The sequence below is a fragment of the Streptomyces sp. NPDC101165 genome (genome assembly GCF_044768135.1).
Lineage (GTDB): Bacteria > Actinomycetota > Actinomycetes > Streptomycetales > Streptomycetaceae > Streptomyces.
This window is the reverse complement of record NZ_JBIWPG010000020.1, coordinates 60,961-80,383: the sequence shown is the minus strand read 5'-3', so window position 1 is coordinate 80,383 and position 19,423 is coordinate 60,961. Positions and strand designations below refer to the sequence as shown.

Below are 19,423 nucleotides of genomic sequence, written 5' to 3'. Positions count from 1 at the left end.
ATAAACGGAGGTCACGCTAGACTATGACGAGCGTTATAGCCAGAGGGGAGCACGATCGTGGCCAGAGCCGAGACACCGTCGCGCGAGCGCATCGTGGCCGGAGCGGCCGACATGATCAGCAGGCGCGGCCTGAACGGCACCAGCATCCGGGACCTGGCCAAACACGCCAGGGCGCCGCTCGGCTCGACCTACCACTACTTCCCGGAGGGCAAGCAGCAGCTGGCCACCGAGGCGGTGCGGTACGCGGACACGATGGTCACCCGCATCCTGCGGAAGGAGCTGGACGCGGGTCCGGTCGCCGGACTGCACGCCTTCCTCGCACTGTGGCGGGAGATCGTCGTCGCGAGCGACTTCCGCGCGGGCTGCCCGGTGCTGGCCGTCTCCGTGGAGGAGCCGCCGGCCGAGGACGCCGCACCGCCCGCTCTCCTCGCCGCCGCCGAGGCGTTCGACCACTGGGAGCAGCTGCTCACGGACGCACTGCGCGCCCATGGCGCCGCCCCCGACCGGGCATCCGGGCTCGCGACCCTCGTCGTGGCGTCGGTCGAGGGCGCGATCGCCATGTGCCGCGCCAAGCGCGACACGGAGCCCCTGGACCGGGTCGCCCAGCAGCTCGAAGCCCTGATCGTCGGCGCGCTCGACCGGTCGGCCTGACGGCTGAGGGTTCCGGGTTCAGGCGCCGATCGCCGCGCGGATCGCCCGGGCCCTCTCCTCGGTGAACACGCCGCTGTCGAGGAGCGAGAGGACGGAGAGCACACCGCCGCCGGCGCCCCAGCCGCCCTCCTCGATGACCCGGAAGTTGACCCACCAGGCCGACGACGGCTCGGGCAGACCGCACGCCCGCGCCAGCGCGGCCAGGATGCGCTCGACGACCTCGGCCCGGACCTCCCGGCGCCACTCGCCGTCCATGACCGCCACGTCGATCACCATGACGTCGAGCCCGTGACCGGCGTCCGCCAGCAGCCGGCCGCCGATGGCCATCATGTCCGGCTCACGCTCCACGAAGTGCACCTGGAACCCGGCCCGCGCGGCCGGCGCGAACCGGCCGACCTCCGGCACGAGCACCGCGTCCGTCAGCGTCTCGGCCAGCGTGCGGCGCTGCTCCGGACTCAGCCGCCCCGCGGGGGTGTTCACGGTGACCACGGTCACGACTACCTCCTATGACGATCGTTATAACGCGACTCTACACCGCGCTATAACGGTCGTCATAGAGGGATGGGTGCGCCGCTCGGGCACCACCCGCGCGTCACTGGGGGGTGAAGGAGAAGCTGCGCCACAGGCCGTAGGACGGGACCACCTGGTCCGAGGACTGCATGTCCACGTAGATGCTCGACCCGCCCGGCGGCACGGTGCAGTTGGGTGTCGTGTACAGGAGCATGCTGCTCAGCGTGTAGTTCTTGACGTTGGTCACACCCTCACGGAAAGGGTGGCACCCGCGGATCGACGGGTTCGTGAAGGTCTCCACATATCGGGCACCGGTGTGCGCCACGACCGTGCCGGCCGCCTGATCCTGGCAGGCGGTCAGTGCGATGCCGAGCGACGCGACACCTATGAGTGCGGCCAGCGACCGTGAAGCACGCATGGAGCCTCCTGTACCGGGGAGCCGTCGGGACGTCGTTCCCCGGGCACCACTATCCGTCCGTACTCCGATCGGCGCCCCCGGCGCGTACGGCCACTGCTGCATTCGGGTGAATTTCGCGACGGAAGCGACGGAAGCGACGGCACGGGGGAGGGCACCCGGACACCTCACCCGACGTGCAGGGCACGGCGGCGGCCCCTTCACTGAGGTGAGAGGAACAGACCTTTCGGGAGTCAGTGGAGGCGCGGTATGGCAGTGCGAAAGACATGGACGAGGGGCACGGCGGGCGCGGTGCTGGCCCTGGCCGTCGCGGTCGCGGCGGCCGGATGTTCCGACAACAACTCCGGAAACACGTCCGGCGCCGCCAGCAAGGCGGCCTCGGCGGCCTCCTCCGCCGCCGCCTCCCTCGCCTCCAAGGCGGGCGAGTCACTGGCCTCGGCCTCGGCGCAGGCCAGGAACAAGCTCGAATCGGTGAAGAACGGGGTGATGGCCAAGGACGACGTGACGCTCGGCGCCCCCACCCCCGACAGTGCGGGCAAGGCCACGGTCAAGGTGACCGCCAAGAACACCGCCGACTCCGCCAAGTCCTTCGCCGTCCAGGTCAACTTCACGGACAAGAGCGGCAACCTGCTGGACGTGACCGTGACGACGCTCAAGGACGTGGGCGCGGGCGCCTCCGGCGAGGCCACGGCCACCAGCAACCGCAAGCTGACCGGCGAGATCCACGCGGTGGTCGGCTCGGCACTGCGCTACTGACCTTCGCTGCCCGGCCGGGCGAGCCCGCGGTCGTACGCGAAGATCACCGCCTGTACGCGGTCCCGCGCGCCGATCTTGGCGAGGACGCGGCCCACGTGGGTCTTGACCGTGGACTCGGACAGGACGAAGCGGGCGGCGATCTCGCCGTTGGTCCAGCCCCTGCCGATGGCGACGAGGATCTCGCGTTCCCGCTCGGTGAGGGCGTTCAGGCGGGCGTCCTCGGCCGGGTCACCGGCGGGCCGCGGGAGGAGCTGGGCGAACTCGTCCAGCAGGCGCCGGGTGAGCGCGGGCGCGATCACTGCGTCGCCGACCGCGACCGCGCGGATGCCGGCCAGGAGTTCCTCGGGGCGCGCGTCCTTGAGGAGGAAGCCGCTGGCTCCGGCGCGCAGGGCCGCGTGGACGTACTCGTCCAGGTCGAAGGTGGTCAGGACGAGGACCCGGGACCGGCCCCCGGACTCGGCGATGCGGCGGGTGGCCTCGATGCCGTCCATGCCGGGCATCCGTACGTCCATCAGCACGACGTCGGGGCGCAGTTCGGCGGCCCTGCGGACCGCCTCGGCGCCGTGCGCGGCCTCGCCGACCACCTCGGTCCCGGGGACGGACTCCAGCAGGAGGCGGAAGCCGTAGCGCTGGAGCGGCTGGTCGTCGACGATCAGTACGGTGGTCACGCGGCACCGCCCGCGGAGGCCAGGTCCAGGGAGACCGCCACCCGCCAGCCGCCGCCCGCCGGGCCCGCGCTGACCGTTCCGCCGTAGAGCGCCGCTCGTTCCCGCATGCCCACCAGGCCGTGCCCTTCCTCGTACGGCGGTCCGGGCCGGGCGGCCGGGCCGGTGTCCTGGACCCGGATGGTCAGCCGGGTGTCCTCGACGGCGATCGACAGGCGGGCCCGGGTGCCGGCGCCCGCGTGCTTGAGCGTGTTCGTCAGGGCTTCCTGGGCGATCCGGTAGGCCGTCAGCTGCACCCCGTCGTCCAGGGCGTCGACGTCTCCGGCGGACCGGTAGACGACGTCGAGACCCGCGGCGCGCACGCCCTCGCAGAGCGCGGCGATGTCCGCGATGCCGGGCTGCGGGCTGAGTTCGGGCGCACCCGGCGGGCCGTCCGCCGCCTCGCGCAGGACGCCGAGGACGCGCCGGAGTTCACCGAGCGCCTGGCGGCCGGTGTCGCCGATGAGGTGCAGGGCCTCCTTGCCGCGTTCGGGAGCGGTGTCGGTGGCGTAGGCCCCGGCGTCGGCGAGCGTGATGATGACGGACAGGTTGTGGCCGACGATGTCGTGCATCTCGCGGGCCACCCGGGCCCGTTCGGTGGCGGCGGCCAGTCTGCTGCGCTGGTCGCGCTCGATCTCCAGGCGGGCCGCCCGGTCCCGCAGTCCGGCGAGCTGGGCCCGGCGGATGCGCACCACCAGGCCGAGCGTGAGGGCCGCGGTCGCCGTGCTCAGCAGGAAGAACAGCGCGTCCCAGACGGAGACGGCCGGCGACACGCGCACCGCGACCAGTGCCATCCCGGCCGCCATGGCCCCGCAGGCCCAGGGCAGCTGCCGCAGCCGCCCGTGCAGGGCCAGGCTGTACAGCGCTATGAAGAGGGCCACGTCCGCGCGCAGCGCCACATCGAGGGACCACTGCAGGACGAAGACGGCCCAGACGGCACCGAAGGCGGCCAGGGGCCGGCGCCTGCGCCACAGCAGCGGCAGCAGCAGACCCGCCTGCAGGACGAACACGGCAGCCACGGGCGGCCGGGTGAAGGTGAGCCGCACGTGGCGCGGTCCGTCGCCGTCCCCGGCGCCCGCGTGCAGCAGGTCGGGCAGGCAGAACATCAGGAGGACCAGCACCACCACCGCGGCGTCCAGCACCCACGGCCGGGCCCGGTCGGCCTGCCGGAGCCGCTGGCCCACCCGGCCGAGCCGGGCGACCAGCGGCCCCATCCCACTGATGTCGTAGGCGGTCACGGCAGTCACCAGCCCATGGTGCACACGGCCGGACGCCGCCGTGCCGTCGCCCACGCCGTCGGACGTCGCCGCGTCATGCCCCACACCGTCGGGCGCCGCCGTTCCGTTCCCCACGCCGTCGGACGTCGCCGCGTCCATCGCGTCCACGCTCAGGCGTCGCTGCGCACCAGCCGGTACGCCGCCCCCGCCAGCGCGAGTGCCGTCCACCCGAGGAGGACCAGCAGCCCGGGCAGGGGCGACAGGGTGGTGGAGTCCTGGGTCACGGCGAACATCGCCTGGCCGGCGTGGCTCGGCAGGTAGGGGCTGATGTCGTCCTGCCAGGAGCTGGGCAGGAGGGAGGTCAGTCCGGGGATGAGCATGAGCGTGCCGACCAGCACCGAGATGCCACCGGCCACCGACCGCAGCAGCGCGCCCAGGGCGATGCCGATGACAGCGACCAGGCCGAGGTAGAGGCCGGCGCCCAGCAGGCTGCGTACGACCCCCGCGTGGGTCAGGTCCATCGCGGCGGGTGTGCCGGAGACGATGCCGCTGCCGAGCAGGAAGGCGACGAACGCGCCGACGGTGCCGACCACCAGCGCGACCAGCCCGAACACGGCCGCCTTGGACCACAGGACGGGCAGCCGGCGGGGCACGGCCGCCAGGGTCGAGCGGATCAGGCCGGTGGAGTACTCCCCCGCCATGACCAGCACGCCGAGGACACCGAGGGCCAGTTGGGCGAAGTTGGTGCCGAAGAGGGACAGGCTCACGGCCGTCGCGCGGGCGAAGTCCGGGGCCATGCGGGGGGTGCCGACCATCGACCGGTAGCGGGCCGCGGCGATGAGTCCGAAGACGACGAGGAAGAGCAGGCCGAGGCCCAGGGTGATCCAGGTCGAGCGCAGCGACCAGAGTTTGGCCCACTCGGAGGACAGCACGCGCCGTCCGGTCACGCGGTAGGCGGGGCGGGTGGGCGCGGTGCGGGGTTCCTCGGCGGTGGCGGTGAGGGTGCTCATGCCGTCCTCCCGGCGGTCTCGGGGGTCTCGGTGCCGGTCGTGGAGCCGTGGTACTCCACGGCGTCCCGGGTCAGGTCCATGAACGCCTCCTCCAGGGAGACGGTCCGCGCGGTCAGTTCGAACAGCGGGATGCCGTGTGCGGCGGCCTTCAGCCCGATCTCACGGGCGGTCAGACCGGTGACCTGCAGTTCCTCGGAGCCGGCGCGGCCGGTGATGTCGACGCCGGGCCCGGCCAGCACGTCCCGCAGCCGCGCCGGGTCCTCGGTCGCGACCCGCACCGTGTCGCCGCCCGCCTCGCGGACCAGGTCGCTCACGGTGGTGTCGGCCAGCAGCCGGCCCCGGCCCACGACGATCAGATGGTCCGCCACCAGCGCCACCTCGCTCATCAGGTGGGAGGAGACGAACACGGTCCGGCCCTCGGCCGCGAGCGAGGTCAGCAGGGTGCGGATCCAGCGCACGCCCTCCGGGTCGAGGCCGTTGACCGGCTCGTCCAGCATCACGGTCTGCGGATCGCCGAGCAGCGCCGCCGCGATGCCGAGCCGCTGGCCCATGCCGAGGGAGAAAGCACCGGCCCGCTTGCGGGCCACGCCGGCGAGGCCGGCCAGCTCGATGACCTCGTCGACCCGGCGGCGCGGGATGCCGTGGGTCAGGGCGAGCGCCCTGAGGTGCTGGTGGGCGGTGCGGCCCGGGTGGACGGACTTCGCCTCCAGGAGCGCCCCGACCTCCTGCAGCGGTGCCCGGTGGTGGGCGTAGTGGTGGCCGTTCACGGTGACGGCGCCGCTCGTCGGGGCGTCGAGCCCGACGATCATCCGCATGGTGGTGGACTTCCCCGCGCCGTTGGGCCCCAGGAAGCCGGTCACGGTGCCCGGCTTCACGACGAAGTCCAGCCCGTCGACGGCCGTCTTCTCCCCGTACCTCTTGGTCAGTTGCCGTGCGTCGATCATGCGCGTCGCTCTCTCTCGGACTCGGGCGTCCGTCGCGTCTGACGCCTCACCCGCAACGCTAAAGTCCGGATCGCCCCGATTCCGTGGTACCGGGGGCTGAACGGGGCCCGGCCGGGTGGTACCGCGGTACTACGGTCCTGCGACGCCGCCGGCCGCTCAGTCCAGCTGCAGCCGCTCCACCAGCCCCGCCTCGACGAACGCGGCCACCACGTCCTCCCTGGTCTCGGTGAAGTGGGCCCAGCTGTCGCAGTGGGCCGGGACCACGCGGCGGGCGTCGAGGAGGCGGGCGGCGGTCGCGGTTCCGGCGCCGTCGAGGACGAGGAGGGCGTCGTCGAGGACGGGCAGGCGGGGCGCGCCGGCGAAGAGGACGGCGGTGTCGACGGGGGCGTACCGGTCGGCGATCTCCTGGACCAGTTCGAGCGAGGCGTTGTCGCCGCTGACGTAGACGGTGGGCAGGTCGGCGGAGGTCAGGACGAAGCCGGTGACCTCGCCCACGATCGGCTCGGAGCCCTTGGGGCCGTGCAGACCGGGCGCCGCGGTGACGGTGACGGTGCCGCCGTCGGGGCGGGGCAGTTCGACGGACTCCCAGGGGGCGAGCGCGCGGGCGGTGCCGCCGAGGCGGTCGGCGGCGCTCGGCGTGGTGAGGGTGCGGGGCACGTCGGCGAGCAGGGCGCGGCCGGAGTGGTCGAGGTTGTCCGCGTGCTGGTCGTGGGAGAGCAGGACGACGTCCACGGGGCCGAGTTCGGCCGGGGTGAGGCGGGGCGGGGCGGTCTTGGTCAGGACCCGGCCGCTGGGCGCGGGGTAGTCGCCGGGGGCGTCGAAGGTGGGGTCGGTGAGGAGACGGAGGCCGCCGTACTCGATGAGGACGGTCGGGCCGCCGAGGACGCGGACGGGGACCCGCTCGCTCGTGGGGTCGGGGTTCGGGCCGGCTGCAGCCATGGGGCACCTCGCGGAGGGTCGTCTCAGGGACATCTGTCTCACGGATAGAGAATTTCTATCCGTGAGGAAACGCTAGCCGCCTCTCACGGATGGGCGCAAGCCGTACCATGAGACTCATGAAGGGGACCGTGACCGACGAGCCGACCGTGCCGCCCGCGCCGGGCGCGGAGCAGTACGCCGCCCTCGACCTCGCCAACAGCGCCGTCGCCCTGCCCGGCGGCCAGTTCGCCGACCTGCTCGGGACGCCCGCCGCGGCCAACCGCTGGCTCGTGGAGCACGGCCTGGCCCCGGCCGACGCGGAACTCCGGGAGACCTGCGCGGCCCAGCTGCGCTCCCTGCGCGAACAGATCCGCTCCCTGCTCGCCTCCCGGGTCGACGGGCACGCCGCCCCCGCCGGCGCACTGCACGCGCTCAACGACGCGCTCACCCGCGCCCCCGCGGCCGCCCTGCTGTACTGGCACCCCGAGCGCGGCCTGTACCGGGCGGCCTCCCACCCCACGACCCAGATCGTCGAGCACGCCCTGGCGGCCCTCGCCTCCGACGCCGCCGAACTGCTCACCGGCCCCGACGCCGACCGCCTCACCGCCTGCGGCTCCAGCCCGTGCAACCGCTACCTCCTCCGGCACGGCCGCCGTCACTGGTGCTCCACCCGCTGCGGCGACCGCGCCCGCGCGGCCCGCGCCTACGCCCGCCGCACCACGCCCGCGCAGCCGGACTGAACCGGCCGACGCATGGCCGCTACACACACAGCCCCCACACCGAGATGACATGAACCATTCATCTACGGGCCGTCTGCGGCGCCCGGAAGCGACAGCATCCAGCCATTGACTCTCCCCGCGCGGGGACGCCGTTCCCGTACATGTCGCTTCATGTCGCATGGGGGGCCACACGTGGTGTCCGCCGTAGAGGGGCCCGGCAGATCCGGGCCCAACAGATCCGTAGAGCCCGGGAAACCTGAACGGCCGTTGCCCCGAAGGGCGTTCGCCGCGCGGAGTCTCGGGGACAGGATCTTCCGGTACCAGCTGACCGCCACCGGCGTCGCCGTCCTGGCAGTCATGGCAGGCGTTGGCCTGTTTCTGCTGCTGAGGGCCGGACAGGCGCTGAGGGTCAGGGGGTTCGCCTTCCTCACCACCGCCGAATGGCAGCCGGACGTCCACAGGTTCGGCATCGCCGCAGTCCTCACCGGGACGCTGCTCATCGCCCTCGTCGCCGTCGCCATCTCCGTGCCGCTGGCCGTGGGCACCGCGTTGTTCATCTCCGACGTGGCACCGCGCCCGCTGCGGCGCACGCTCGTGACCATGGTCGACCTGATGGCGGCCGTACCGTCGGTGGTGTACGGGCTGTGGGGACTGTTCTTCCTGCAGGGGCACGTGATCGGGCTGTCGCGCTGGCTGTCCGACTGGTTCGGGTGGTTCCCGCTCTTCACGGTGGACGGCACCCAGCCGGGCGAACCGCTGGCCACCGAGAGCGTCTACACCGCCTCGACCTTCATCGCGGGGCTCGTCGTGGCCCTGATGGTGGCGCCGATCCAGTGCTCGGTGATGCGCGAGGTGTTCGCCCAGGCCCCGGCCGGGGAGCGGGAGGGCGCCTACGCGCTCGGCGCGACCCGCTGGGGGATGATCCGCTCCGTCGTGCTGCCGTACGGCAAGGGCGGGATCATCGGCGGCACCATGCTGGGGCTCGGCCGGGCGCTCGGCGAGACCATCGCCGTCTACCTGATCATCTCGCCCGTCTTCACCATCCAGCCGCACATCCTGCAGACCGGCGCGAACTCCGTCTCCTCCCTGATCGCCCTGCACTACGGCGACGCCTCCACCTTCGGCATGTCGGCACTGATGGCCGCGGGCCTGGCGCTGTTCCTGCTCACCCTGGCGGTCAACTTCACGGCGTCGACAGTCGTGGCCCGCTCCCGGTCCGGCGCACAGAGCGAGGCCTGACATGACAGTCGTGGAAGAGAACGCCGTTCGCGACAACGGCGTCGGGGAGAGCGCGGCCGCCGCACAGCCGGCCGACGAACTCCCGGACGTCCCCCGCCGGATCGGCGGCCCCACCCGCTCGGGGGTGCTGTCCCTGACCGGCGCCGCCGCCTCCGGACTCTGCACGGCCGTGCTGCTGTTCGGCCGGCTCGCCCCCTTCTCCGGCGGGCTGGGCTTCACCGTCACGGCCTACCTCGCCTTCCTCCTCATCTACGCCGTGCTCACCGGCCTGGAGGAGAACGGGCAGGCGGTACGGGACCGGGTGATGACCGTCGTGCTGTGGAGCGCGGCCACCCTGCTGTTCGTCGCGCTCGCCCTGGTCGTCGGCTTCACCGCCTGGCGCGGCCGCGAGGCCCTGCCGCACGCCAACTTCTTCACCCAGGACATGCAGGCCGCGGGCCCCCTCGACCCGCTCACCAACGGCGGCATCGCACACGCCATGCTCGGCACCCTCACCATGATCACCATCGCCCTGGTGATCACGGTCCCGCTGGGCCTGGCCTGCGCCGTGTACCTGAACCAGATCCCCGGGCGCTTCTCCCGCTTCGTCCGCACCATCGTCGAGGCGATGACCGCGCTGCCCTCGATCGTGGCCGGCCTGATGGTGTACGCCACCTGGATCCTCGGGCTCGGCATGCAGAAGTCGGGACTCGCGGCGGGCTTCGCGATCAGCGTGATGATGCTGCCGATCGTGATCCGGGCGGCGGACGTGGTGCTGCGGCTGGTGCCGGGCACCCTGACCGAGGCGGCGGAGGCCCTGGGCGCCCCGCGCTGGCGCACGGTGTGGCACGTGGTCCTGCCCACCGCCCGCTCGGGTCTCGCCACGGCCGTCATCCTCGGCACCGCGCGCGGCATCGGCGAGACCTCGCCGGTGCTGCTCACCGCCGGGTTCACGGCGGCGCTGAACGCCGACCCGACGAACGGCCCGATGGTCTCCCTGCCCCTCGCCGTCTTCAACTTCGTCAAGTCGCCCCAGCCGACGATGATCGCCCGCGGTTTCGGCGCGGCGGCGGTGCTGATGGCCCTGGTCCTGGTGCTGTTCGCGATCGCCCGCTTCATCGGCGGCCGCGGCCCCGGCCACCAGAGCAAGCGCCAGGCACGACGGGCGGCACGGGCGTCGCGGCGCGATGCGGATCGCTTCGCGGACCTGCACGCCCCGGGCCTGACGCTGTTCGACGAGACGCCGCAGGACGGACTCCCCGCAGCCGCCGACGGCGACTCGGCCCCACAGGAGCCACCCGCACCCGACCACGAAAGCCGCACGGGTGGTGCGGGAGGGAGCCCGGACCCGGCCGGAGGCCGGGGGCCCGCCCACGAACCCGCACCCGACAACGAAGGCAGCCTCTGATGCTCAGGCAACTCACCACCGCCCTACGACGGCTGGGCATCCTGGCCGCACTGCTCGGCATCCTCGCGACAGCCACCCCCGCGTCGGCAGACACCTACACCCCCGTCTCCGGCGCAGGCTCCACCTGGGCGGAGAACGCCGTGGACGAGTGGCGCCGCGCGGTGAACCAGTACGGCATGCGCATCAGCTACGCCGGCACCGGTTCCTCCGACGGCCGCCGCCAGTTCCTCAGCGGCACCGTCGACTTCGCGGTCTCCGACATCCCGTTCCAGACCCACCCGACGGACGGCTCCGCGGCCGAACGCCCGGCGGCGGGCTCGTACGCCTACATGCCCATCGTCGCCGGCGGCACCGTCTTCATGTACCACCTGACCGTCAACGGCAAGCGGGTCACCAACCTGCGCCTGTCCGGCGACGTCGTCACGAAGATCTTCACCGGGGTCATCAAGACCTGGGACGACCCGGTGATCCGGGCCGACAACCCCGGCCTGCAGCTGCCCCACCGCACGATCGTCCCGGTCGTCCGCTCCGACGGCTCCGGCTCCACCGCCCAGTTCACGCTGTGGATGACCAACCAGCACAAGGCGCTGTGGCAGGCCTACTGCCGCAAGGTGGGCCGCTCCGGCTCCTGCGGGCAGACCTCGAACTACCCCACCAGCCCCGGGATGATCGCCCAGTCCGGCGACCTCGGCGTGGCCGGCTACATCGCCCAGAACTACGGCGAGGGCGCGATCGGGTACGTCAACTACTCCTACGCGCTCAACGCGCACTACCCGGTCGCCAAGATCCTGAACCACTCGGGCTACTACACCGAGCCGACCCCGCAGAACGTCGCGGTCTCGCTGCTCAAGGCCCGGATCAACACGAACAAGAGCTCCCCGGACTACCTCACCCAGCAGCTCGACGGCGTCTACAACGACTCCGACAAGCGCAACTACCCGCTGTCCAGCTACTCGTACATGATCCTGCCGCTCAAGGTGCGGGGCACCTTCAGTACGGTCAAGGGCCGGACGCTGGGCGCGTTCTCGTACTACTTCATGTGCCAGGGCCAGCAGCAGGCGCCCAAGCTCGGCTACTCGCCGCTGCCGATCAACCTGGTCAAGGCCGGCTTCGACCAGATCCGCCGGATCCCGGGCGTGCAGGCGCAGAACATCAACATCAAGCGCTGCAACAACCCGACGTTCACTCCCGACGGCCACAACCGGCTCGCCGACACCGCGCCCTACCCGAAGCCCTGCGACAAGAAGGGCGCCCCGCCCTGCACCACGGGCAGCGGCGGCGCCAAGTCCGGTGACGGCAACGGCGGTTCCGGCGGCGGATCCGCGGCGGGCGGCACGGCGAACGGCGGGTCCTCCGCGGCCGGCGGAAACGGTACTTCAGGCACCGGCGGCAGCGGCGGCCCGTCCGTCGACCCGGACACCGGGCAGACCATCGCGCCGGGTGCGAGCGCGGGCGGCGGCTCGGGCGGCACCGGTACGGGCGCCGACAACACCGTCGCCCTCGCCCAGCCGGTCGCCGTCGCCGCAGGCCACGGCTGGACCGCCACCCAGACGCTGATGCTGCTGGCCGCGTTCCTGGTGCTCGGCCTGGTCCTGCTGCCCTCGGTCGTCTCCCGCCTGGTCGGCGCCCGGTCGCAGGACAGCGCCAAGGACGGTGACCGACGATGATCCGCAGACGGCCCGGCCGCGTCCGCGGCGCCCTGATCCGCCTCCTCGCCGGTGCCACCGTGGGCGCCCTCGCGGGCCTCGCGGTCGCCCAGGCGGCGCCCACCGCGACCGCCGCCCCGGCCGGCTCGGCGGTCACCGTCTCCGGGCGGGGCGAGTTCAAGGACATGAAGTTCACCGTCGACCGGACGAGCCACCTCACCAGCCAGGCGATCAAGGTCTCCTGGAGCGGCGGCACCCCGACCACCTTCGCGGGCACCTGGTTCAACACCGACTTCGTGCAGATCATGCAGTGCTGGGGCGACGACGACGGCAGCGTCCCGGGCAACCCCGGCCCGCCCCGCACCCAGTGCCAGTACGGCGCCTCCCCGACCACCGACCGCGGCAACTGGCCCGGCAACCAGCTGGACGACACCCGCCAGATCTTCTACAGCGCCGACCCCACCAACTACGGCCAGGACAACCGCTACGGCGCCGCCCAGCCGCCGGGCGTCCCGGGCGAGGTGCCGTTCAAGGCGGTCACCGGCGAGACGGTCCTCACCAACACCCAGAACAACCGGTTCTTCAACCACAACACCACCAACGAGGTCGACTTCGCCCGCACCGGCGCCGCCGGCACCGGCGTGGAGTACTTCGAGGTGCAGACCGCCAACGAGGCCCCGCACCTGGGCTGCGGCTCCCCGGTCACCCAGAACGGCGTCACCAAGCCCCGCTCCTGCTGGCTGGTCATCGTCCCGCAGGGCCACCTCGACCTCGACGGAAAGCCGTACGCGGACCACAGCCAGGTCAACGCGGGCTCCCCGGTCTCCTCGACCAACTGGCAGAACCGCATCGCGATCCCGCTGCACTTCAACCAGGTGGGCAGCAACTGCCCGCTGGGCAGCGACGAGCGCCCCACCACCGGCAGCGAGCTGGTCGCCGACGCGGTGACCAGCTGGCAGGCGGCCCTGTGCCCGTCCGGCAAGGTGTACGGCTACACGGAACTCGGCGAGCCCGACACCCGCTCCCGGCTGGGCACCGACAAGACGTTCGGCCTCGGCTTCACCACCCGCGCCCTGGGTGCCGACGACGGCACGTCGGCACCGGGCGGTACGACGACGTACGCGCCCGTGGCGCTGTCCGGAGCGGTCATCGGGTTCACGATCGAACGCAGACCCAAGGCCGGGGCGCCCGAGAACATCAGGAGACAGGCGGGCACCAAGGTCGAGTCGGTCAGGCTGACGCCCCGGCTGGTCGCCAAGCTGCTCACCGAGTCGTACCGCAACTCCACCTGGGGTTCGGTGCTCGGCGACAAGGCGGCCCACGGGTACGGCTGGGCGAAGAACAACCCGGCGGGCCTGGCGAGCGACCCCGAGTTCATCGCCCTCAACCCCGAGTTCGCGTACCTCTCGGTCGCCGAGACCCCGGCCACCGACACCGACCTGCTCACCTCGCTCGGCCACAGCGACAGCGCCCGCGCGGTGTGGCAGTGGATCCTCTCGGACAAGGAGGCCCGGCAGTTCCTCTCCGGCGTCTCCGACGACTGGGGCATGCGGGTCAACCCGTACTACAGCACCAACGCGGACCTGAACCCCTCCGGTCTCGCCTTCGATCCCGGGCACGTCGACGAGTATCCGAAGAGCGACCCCTGGTGCACGGTGCCGCCCGGCACCGACGCTCCCAAGGACGCCCGGCAGTGCATGACCGACTTCCACCCGTACGTCGACGACATGCACGCCGGCGCCCTGCACACCCGGCGCGCCGACACCCTGTGGAAGTCGACCTGGGACCCGCTGTCCAACCCGCCCGCGTACCGCAGCCCCGGCCCGCAGACGGTCGGCTCGCGGTTCGTCATCACGGTCACCGACGCGGCCTCCGCCGACCGGTACGGCCTGCAGACGGCCGAGCTGCGCAACACGGCGGGCAAGTTCGTCGCCCCGACCGCCACGGCCCTGACCGAGGCGGCCAGGAGCGCCTCCGGCAAGGACGTCGCCGAGATCACCCCGGCGAACGCGAAGGCGAAGGGCGCCTACCCGCTGGCCCAGCTGGTCTACGCGGCCGCACGGCCGGGCTGGCTGAAGCCGGACGCCCGCGCGGACTACGCGGCGCTGCTGCGCTACGCGGCGGGCGCCGGTCAGGTCAGCGGCGCCGACCCGGGCCGGCTGCCCGACGGGTACGCCCCGCTCTCCCGCACGCTGCGCGACCGCGCGCTGAAGGCGGCCGACGCGCTCCTGCGCTACAAGGGGTCGCCGTCCACCGGCGGTGACTCGGGCTCGGGCGGCACCAGCGGCGGCCAGAGCTCCGGCGGCACCGGCGACGGGTCGGGCGGCACCACCTCCGGCGGTGCCTCCGGTGACGGCGGTACGGGAGCGGACGGCGGCGCGAGCGCCACGCCCAGCGCCCAGGCCTCGTACGACGGCGGAAAGGCCGTGGAGACCACCGCAGCCGGAAACACCCCGGCCGACCCCGCGAATCCGCTCCGCTATGCCGTACCGGTCGGGGCCGCGCTCGGCGCCTTCGCCGGACTCGGCGCGCCCTTCGCGGGCGGCAGCCGGCTGCGGCTGCCCCTGCGGGTGCCGCTGCCCGGCGGCCGCACGGTGACCGTCGTGCCGGCCTTCTCCCTGCCCGAGCGGCTGCGCAGGCGGCTGCCCTGAGGCTCTGAGACCGGGGCGCCCCCACCGGGCGCCCCCACAGACGGCCGCCCGCCCCGAAAGGCAGTCGGGGCGGACGGCCCGTACCACCCTGCCAGATCCCCTTCTCCCGCACCGACGCACTATCGTCAGGAGACTCTCGATGCGCAGAACGCGCTCTACGGCGGCGCTCGTCGCCGCCGCCGTGGTGGCCGGCGGCCTGGCTCTGGCCAGCCCCGCGTACGCCGACCCCACCCCCGCCGGAACCTTCCGCCAGCTGGTCGGCGTGGGCTCCGACACCACCCAGGACGTGCTCAACGCCCTGGCCGGTGACACCGTCAACGGCACGAGCTACGCCGGTACGGCCGTGAAGTCGGCAGGCGGCGCGGGCATCGCCTCCTACGACGCGATCGAGCCCGGCACCGGCTCCACCACCTCGAACATCACCACCCGCTCGGGCGGCCCGTCCTTCCTGCGCCCCAACGGCTCCGGCAAGGGCCGCCTGGCCCTGAGCCAGTCGCTGACCGGTGACAAGTACCCGGACTCCTCCGGCGTCGCCATCAAGGGCCAGGTCGACTTCGCCCGCTCCTCCAGCGGCCCGTCCACCTCCGGCACCGCGCTCACCTACATCCCGTTCGCCCGGGACGCGGTCGGCGTCGCGGTGAAGGGCTCGGCGCTGAACAGCCTGACGCAGGACCAGCTGCACGACATCTACTCCGGTGCGCTCACCCAGGTGAACGGCCAGACCGTGCACCCGAAGATCCCGCAGAGCGGCTCGGGCACCCGCAAGTTCTTCCTGTCCGCGATCGGCCTGACCGACGCCACGCTCTCCCCGAACATCCCGACGGTCCAGGAGAACCAGGGCGACGCGGCCCTCACCGAGGACGGCGCGCTGGTGCCCTTCTCGGTCGGTTCCTGGATCGCCCAGAACAACGGCGTCTCCCCCGACTTCACCAAGACCTCGGCGGCCGCGGGCGGTCACCTGGCCGCGGTGCAGCTGCCCGGTGACACCGGTGCCACCAGCCCGGTGACGACGGTCAACGGCAAGCTCGCCCCGGTCAACGCGTACTACGAGAACTCCACCTTCGGCCGTGACGTCTACGACGTCGTGCCGTCCCGGGCGATCGACCCGACCAGTATCTTCTTCGACAAGGACCTCTACGACGTCTTCGTGACGGCCGGCAGCCACGAGGCCGCGATGGCCTCGGACGCCGCCGAGGGCGTCATCTCCGCCTTCGGCTTCGTGAACGAGTCGTACAACGGCTCGGTCAGCGTGGCCAAGCACGCCAAGCTGGGCGGCCTGGAGGAGTCGGGCATCGACACCTCGACGCCCTCCGCGCCGACCGGGGTGAAGGGCACGCCGGGTGACGCGTCCCTGAAGCTGTCCTGGACCGCGCCGGCGCCCACCGGTCTGCCGCTCACCGACTACCGGGTCACGCTGACCGACGCGGACGGCGCCGTCGTGGCCGTCAAGGACGTGCCGGCGAGCTCCACCTCGTACACCTTCACGGGCCTGGCCACCGGCAGCTACACCGCCACGGTCGCCGGCGCCAACCTCAACGGCACCGGCGCCACGGCCACCTGGTCCGGCTCGGTGAAGTTCAAGAGCACCACCACGGCGACCGCCGCGACCACCGCGTACGGCAAGACCCCGAAGGTCGTCGTCACCGTGGCCGGCTCGCACGGCGTGGCCCCCACCGGCAAGGTCACGGTGAAGGAGGGCTCCACGGTCCTCGGCACCGGCACCCTGGACGCGTCCGGCAAGGTCACCGTCGGTCTGTCGAACCACCTCAAGGTCACCACGCACACGCTGTCCGTCTCCTACGCGGGCAACAGCAAGCTCAACGCGTCCTCGACCACGACCAGCCTGAAGATCACCAAGGCGACGCCGTCGGTCAGCTCCACCGCGCCCGCCTCCATCAGCCACACCGCCCAGGCCAAGGTGACCGTGAAGGTCACCGCGACCGGCACCACCCCGGGCGGCACCGTGCGCATCTACGAGGGCACCAAGGTGCTCGCCACCGGCAAGCTGAGCGGCGGCAAGGTGACCATCACCCTGCCGAAGCTGAGCCGCGGCAAGCACACGCTGCACGCCTTCTACGCGGGCTCGGCCACGGTCGCGTCCAAGGCCGGCGCCAACTTCACCGTCAAGTCCACCTGACCCACCCGGCTGCCGGGGAGACCAGCCCCGTCTCCCCGGCAGCCCCCATCCCCAGCGAAGGAGGCGGGCCGACGTGACCGTCGCCGTACCGACCACGCTCGCACCGGCCGCGCCGCGCACCCGCGTCCGCGGTGTCACCGCCGTCCGCCACCTGGCCCGCGGCGGTCTGCTCAGCCTCGCCGCCCTGCTGCTCGGCATCACCGCCCAGCTGCTGCTCGTCAGCGGCATCCAGCAGCACAGCGCGCAGCACGCCGCGTTCGACGAGCTGCGCGAGCAGCTCGCCCTGGGCACGGCTCCCGTGTCCCAGACCGACCAGCAGGGCAAGCTGCTCGCGCCGGGCACACCGGTCGCGCTCGTCGACGTACCGCGACTCGGCCTGAACCAGGTCGTGTTCGAGGGCACCGACTCCGCCGTCACGACCGACGGCCCCGGTCACCGCCGGGACACCCCGATGCCCGGGCAGGCCGGGACCAGCGTGCTGATGGGCCGGGCGGCCGCGTACGGCGCCCCGTTCGGGCACCTGGCCGACCTCACCGCGGGCAACACCTTCACCGTGACCACCGGCCAGGGCAAGGCCACGTACCAGGTCATCGACGTACGGCGGGCCGGCGACCCGGCACCCGTCCCCGCGGCCACGGGCAAGGGCCGCCTGGTGCTGGTCACCGCGACCGGCCCCGGCTTCATGCCCGGCGGCATCCTGCGCGTAGACGCCGACCTGATCTCCGCGCCCTTCCAGACCCCGGCTGCCGTGATCCGCTCCGGCACCCTGCCGGACTCCGAGCAGCCGCTGGCCCGCCCCTCCGGGGTGCCCTGGCCGCTCGTGCTGTGGCTGCAGGCCCTGCTCCTCGCCTCCATCGCCGCGGTGTGGACGTGGCACCGCTGGGGCCGGCACCAGACGTGGATCGTCTTCGCGCCGGTCGTCGCCGTGCTGGGCCTCCAGGTCGCCACACGCACCACCGAGCTGCTCCCGAACCTGTTGTAACCCTGCCCGACCAGAGGTGGCCACCATGACCGAGACCGCAGTGACCGACACCGCCGTGACCGACACCGCCGTACTGCCCGTCGCAGCCCCCGTCCCCGGCGCCGCGCCCGCCACCCTGGAGGCCCGCGCGGTCTCGGCCTGGTTCGGCAGCCACCAGGTGCTCAGCCGGGTCTCGCTGACCATGCCCGCAGGCCGGGTGACGGCGCTGATCGGCCCCTCCGGCTGCGGCAAGTCGACCTTCCTGCGCACCCTGAACCGCATGCACGAGCTGATCCCCGGTGCGGCCTTCGGCGGCGAGGTGCTCTTCGAGGGCGAGGACATCTACGCCCCCGAGCGCCGCCTGACCGACGCCCGCCGCCGGATCGGCATGGTCTTCCAGAAGCCCAACCCGTTCCCCGCGATGTCGATCTACGACAACGTGGTGGCCGGCCTCAAGCTCACCGGCACCCGCGCGGGTCGCCGTGAGAGGGACGAGCTGGTGGAGGAGTCCCTGACCCGCGCGGGTCTGTGGAAGGAGGTCCGCGACCGGCTCCGCCAGCCCGGCGGCGCGCTGTCGGGCGGCCAGCAGCAGCGCCTGTGCATCGCCCGCGCACTGGCCGTACGGCCCCGGGTCCTGCTCATGGACGAGCCGTGCTCGGCGCTCGACCCGACCTCCACCCGCCGGGTCGAGGAGACCATCCACGAACTCGCGGGCCAGGTCACGATCGTGATCGTCACGCACAACATGCAGCAGGCGGCCCGCGTCTCCGACCAGTGCGCCTTCTTCCTCGCCGAACAGGGCACCCCCGGCGGGATCGTCGAGCACGGCCTGACCGAGCAGATGTTCAACGCCCCGGCGGACCAGCGCACGGCTGACTACGTGGCGGGCCGCTTCGGCTGATGCGCGCTTCGCGCGCCCTGAAGGGGCGCGGGGCTGTGTCGATCTGCGGCTCCGCCGCGGTGCGCGACCAGCCACGACGGTGCCGCGGACGACCGACGGCACATCGCGGCACATCCGGCGGAGCGCTTGGCGGACCGCGGGGGGCGGCTCGGCGGCGGAGGCCCGGGGCGCACCGGCCCGGGGGTCAGCGCCCGCCCCTTCCTCGATGGCCGCGCGTGCCTCGTCCGCCGGGCGCAGCCCGGCCGCGAACCGGTCGTGGGCGTCCTTCACGGGGACGGTGACGACCGACGCGTCCCCCTCCGTCATCTCCGCGCACGCGGCGTCGTCACCCGTGCGGGCCACCACCGGGACGCCCGGGGCCGCCGCGGTGGTATGGGCGAGGCCGATCTCCCGACGGGGCGGCCGGCCGACCAGACGTCCTCGATCGCATGACCCACGAAGCTGTGGCTGAGCACGCCGAGGGCACCGGCCCTGGAGTGGTATCCGACACAGAGCGCGACGTCGTACTCGGGCCCGAGCCCCTCCGGCATCAGTATCTGCTGGGGCTGCGCCGCCGGCGCGCCGCGCACCGCGGCGTTCACGTCCTCGGCCACGCCTCCGGCCCCAACCGACCCTACGTAATGTAGGTTCCCAACCGCCATCGGCCACACGTCTGTT

At 72.8% G+C, this 19,423-nt stretch carries 17 protein-coding genes and 1 pseudogene; 10 read left to right on the top strand and 8 right to left on the bottom strand.

The features are described from left to right. Positions 1-57 precede the first annotated feature (57 nt). On the top strand, positions 58-651 hold the full coding sequence (locus ACIRVH_RS35025; protein ID WP_403961987.1) for a TetR/AcrR family transcriptional regulator: 594 nt from the start codon (positions 58-60) through the stop codon (positions 649-651). Positions 652-669: 18 nt separating this feature from the next. On the opposite strand, the gene ACIRVH_RS35020 is transcribed toward ACIRVH_RS35025, so the two are convergent. Both ACIRVH_RS35020 and ACIRVH_RS35015 read right to left on the bottom strand, forming a co-directional pair. Next, positions 670-1,146 (bottom strand): 4-oxalocrotonate tautomerase family protein, encoded by a 477-nt coding sequence (locus ACIRVH_RS35020; protein ID WP_403961984.1) that lies wholly within the window; start codon positions 1,144-1,146, stop codon positions 670-672. A 97-nt stretch (positions 1,147-1,243) separates the two neighbouring features. Then, positions 1,244-1,579, bottom strand: coding sequence for a hypothetical protein (locus ACIRVH_RS35015; RefSeq protein WP_403961982.1), 336 nt, complete (start codon positions 1,577-1,579; stop codon positions 1,244-1,246). A 246-nt stretch (positions 1,580-1,825) separates the two neighbouring features. On the opposite strand from ACIRVH_RS35015, the gene ACIRVH_RS35010 reads away from it, so the two are divergent. Next, complete coding sequence (locus ACIRVH_RS35010; RefSeq protein WP_403961979.1) at positions 1,826-2,332, top strand: hypothetical protein; 507 nt, start codon at positions 1,826-1,828, stop codon at positions 2,330-2,332. On the opposite strand, the gene ACIRVH_RS35005 is transcribed toward ACIRVH_RS35010, so the two are convergent. The 5 genes from ACIRVH_RS35005 to ACIRVH_RS34985 all read right to left on the bottom strand — a co-directional run bounded on the left by ACIRVH_RS35005 (position 2,326) and on the right by ACIRVH_RS34985 (position 7,146). Further along, positions 2,326-3,000, bottom strand: a complete 675-nt coding sequence (locus ACIRVH_RS35005) for a response regulator (protein ID WP_403961976.1) — start codon at positions 2,998-3,000, stop codon at positions 2,326-2,328. The genes ACIRVH_RS35010 and ACIRVH_RS35005 overlap by 7 nt on opposite strands. After that, positions 2,997-4,250 (bottom strand): sensor histidine kinase, encoded by a 1,254-nt coding sequence (locus ACIRVH_RS35000; RefSeq protein WP_403962235.1) that lies wholly within the window; start codon positions 4,248-4,250, stop codon positions 2,997-2,999. Before ACIRVH_RS35000 ends, ACIRVH_RS35005 begins: the two co-directional genes overlap by 4 nt. A gap of 173 nt (positions 4,251-4,423) precedes the next feature. Beyond that, on the bottom strand, positions 4,424-5,263 hold the full coding sequence (locus tag ACIRVH_RS34995; protein WP_403961973.1) for an ABC transporter permease: 840 nt from the start codon (positions 5,261-5,263) through the stop codon (positions 4,424-4,426). Then, positions 5,260-6,207 (bottom strand): ATP-binding cassette domain-containing protein, encoded by a 948-nt coding sequence (locus tag ACIRVH_RS34990; protein WP_403961970.1) that lies wholly within the window; start codon positions 6,205-6,207, stop codon positions 5,260-5,262. Before ACIRVH_RS34990 ends, ACIRVH_RS34995 begins: the two co-directional genes overlap by 4 nt. Before the next feature lie 156 nt (positions 6,208-6,363). Next, a complete protein-coding gene (locus tag ACIRVH_RS34985) occupies positions 6,364-7,146 on the bottom strand; it encodes an MBL fold metallo-hydrolase (protein ID WP_403961968.1) in 783 nt (260 codons plus the stop codon). Positions 7,147-7,253: 107 nt separating this feature from the next. On the opposite strand from ACIRVH_RS34985, the gene ACIRVH_RS34980 reads away from it, so the two are divergent. From ACIRVH_RS34980 to pstB, 8 genes are all read left to right on the top strand, one after another. Further along, entirely contained in the window at positions 7,254-7,865 is a 612-nt protein-coding gene (locus ACIRVH_RS34980; RefSeq protein ID WP_403961965.1) for a CGNR zinc finger domain-containing protein, read from the top strand. A 150-nt stretch (positions 7,866-8,015) separates the two neighbouring features. After that, on the top strand, positions 8,016-9,083 hold the full coding sequence (gene pstC, locus ACIRVH_RS34975) for a phosphate ABC transporter permease subunit PstC (RefSeq protein ID WP_403961962.1): 1,068 nt from the start codon (positions 8,016-8,018) through the stop codon (positions 9,081-9,083). 1 nt (position 9,084) lies between these two features. Next, positions 9,085-10,470 carry a phosphate ABC transporter permease PstA gene (gene pstA, locus ACIRVH_RS34970; protein WP_403961959.1) on the top strand — a complete coding sequence of 462 codons (1,386 nt, stop codon included), beginning with the start codon at positions 9,085-9,087 and terminating at the stop codon, positions 10,468-10,470. Continuing rightward, a complete protein-coding gene (locus ACIRVH_RS34965) occupies positions 10,470-12,137 on the top strand; it encodes a phosphate ABC transporter substrate-binding protein PstS (protein WP_403961957.1) in 1,668 nt (555 codons plus the stop codon). Before pstA ends, ACIRVH_RS34965 begins: the two co-directional genes overlap by 1 nt. Continuing rightward, positions 12,134-14,767 (top strand): hypothetical protein, encoded by a 2,634-nt coding sequence (locus ACIRVH_RS34960; RefSeq protein WP_403961955.1) that lies wholly within the window; start codon positions 12,134-12,136, stop codon positions 14,765-14,767. Before ACIRVH_RS34965 ends, ACIRVH_RS34960 begins: the two co-directional genes overlap by 4 nt. Before the next feature lie 139 nt (positions 14,768-14,906). Continuing rightward, a complete protein-coding gene (locus tag ACIRVH_RS34955; protein WP_403961952.1) occupies positions 14,907-16,904 on the top strand; it encodes an Ig-like domain repeat protein in 1,998 nt (665 codons plus the stop codon). Positions 16,905-16,977: 73 nt separating this feature from the next. Then, a complete protein-coding gene (locus tag ACIRVH_RS34950; protein ID WP_403961949.1) occupies positions 16,978-17,886 on the top strand; it encodes a sortase in 909 nt (302 codons plus the stop codon). Positions 17,887-17,911: 25 nt separating this feature from the next. Beyond that, a complete protein-coding gene (gene pstB / locus ACIRVH_RS34945; protein ID WP_403961947.1) occupies positions 17,912-18,766 on the top strand; it encodes a phosphate ABC transporter ATP-binding protein PstB in 855 nt (284 codons plus the stop codon). Between the two features lie 198 nt (positions 18,767-18,964). Here pstB and ACIRVH_RS34940 read toward each other — a convergent pair. Beyond that, positions 18,965-19,407, bottom strand: a pseudogene (locus ACIRVH_RS34940) (M55 family metallopeptidase); the annotation flags it as partial. Positions 19,408-19,423 lie beyond the last annotated feature (16 nt).

Bases quoted from the DNA above. Each gene is read 5' to 3' on its own strand.
- ACIRVH_RS35015 (WP_403961982.1), bottom strand. From the start codon at position 1,579: ATGCGTGCTTCACGGTCGCTGGCCGCACTCATAGGTGTCGCGTCGCTC.
- ACIRVH_RS35010 (WP_403961979.1), top strand. From the start codon at position 1,826: ATGGCAGTGCGAAAGACATGGACGAGGGGCACGGCGGGCGCGGTGCTG.
- ACIRVH_RS35000 (WP_403962235.1), bottom strand. From the start codon at position 4,250: ATGGGGCCGCTGGTCGCCCGGCTCGGCCGGGTGGGCCAGCGGCTCCGG.
- ACIRVH_RS34995 (WP_403961973.1), bottom strand. From the start codon at position 5,263: ATGAGCACCCTCACCGCCACCGCCGAGGAACCCCGCACCGCGCCCACC.
- ACIRVH_RS34990 (WP_403961970.1), bottom strand. From the start codon at position 6,207: ATGATCGACGCACGGCAACTGACCAAGAGGTACGGGGAGAAGACGGCC.
- ACIRVH_RS34985 (WP_403961968.1), bottom strand. From the start codon at position 7,146: ATGGCTGCAGCCGGCCCGAACCCCGACCCCACGAGCGAGCGGGTCCCC.
- ACIRVH_RS34980 (WP_403961965.1), top strand. From the start codon at position 7,254: ATGAGACTCATGAAGGGGACCGTGACCGACGAGCCGACCGTGCCGCCC.
- pstC (WP_403961962.1), top strand. From the start codon at position 8,016: ATGTCGCATGGGGGGCCACACGTGGTGTCCGCCGTAGAGGGGCCCGGC.
- pstA (WP_403961959.1), top strand. From the start codon at position 9,085: ATGACAGTCGTGGAAGAGAACGCCGTTCGCGACAACGGCGTCGGGGAG.
- ACIRVH_RS34965 (WP_403961957.1), top strand. From the start codon at position 10,470: ATGCTCAGGCAACTCACCACCGCCCTACGACGGCTGGGCATCCTGGCC.
- ACIRVH_RS34960 (WP_403961955.1), top strand. From the start codon at position 12,134: ATGATCCGCAGACGGCCCGGCCGCGTCCGCGGCGCCCTGATCCGCCTC.
- ACIRVH_RS34955 (WP_403961952.1), top strand. From the start codon at position 14,907: ATGCGCAGAACGCGCTCTACGGCGGCGCTCGTCGCCGCCGCCGTGGTG.
- pstB (WP_403961947.1), top strand. From the start codon at position 17,912: ATGACCGAGACCGCAGTGACCGACACCGCCGTGACCGACACCGCCGTA.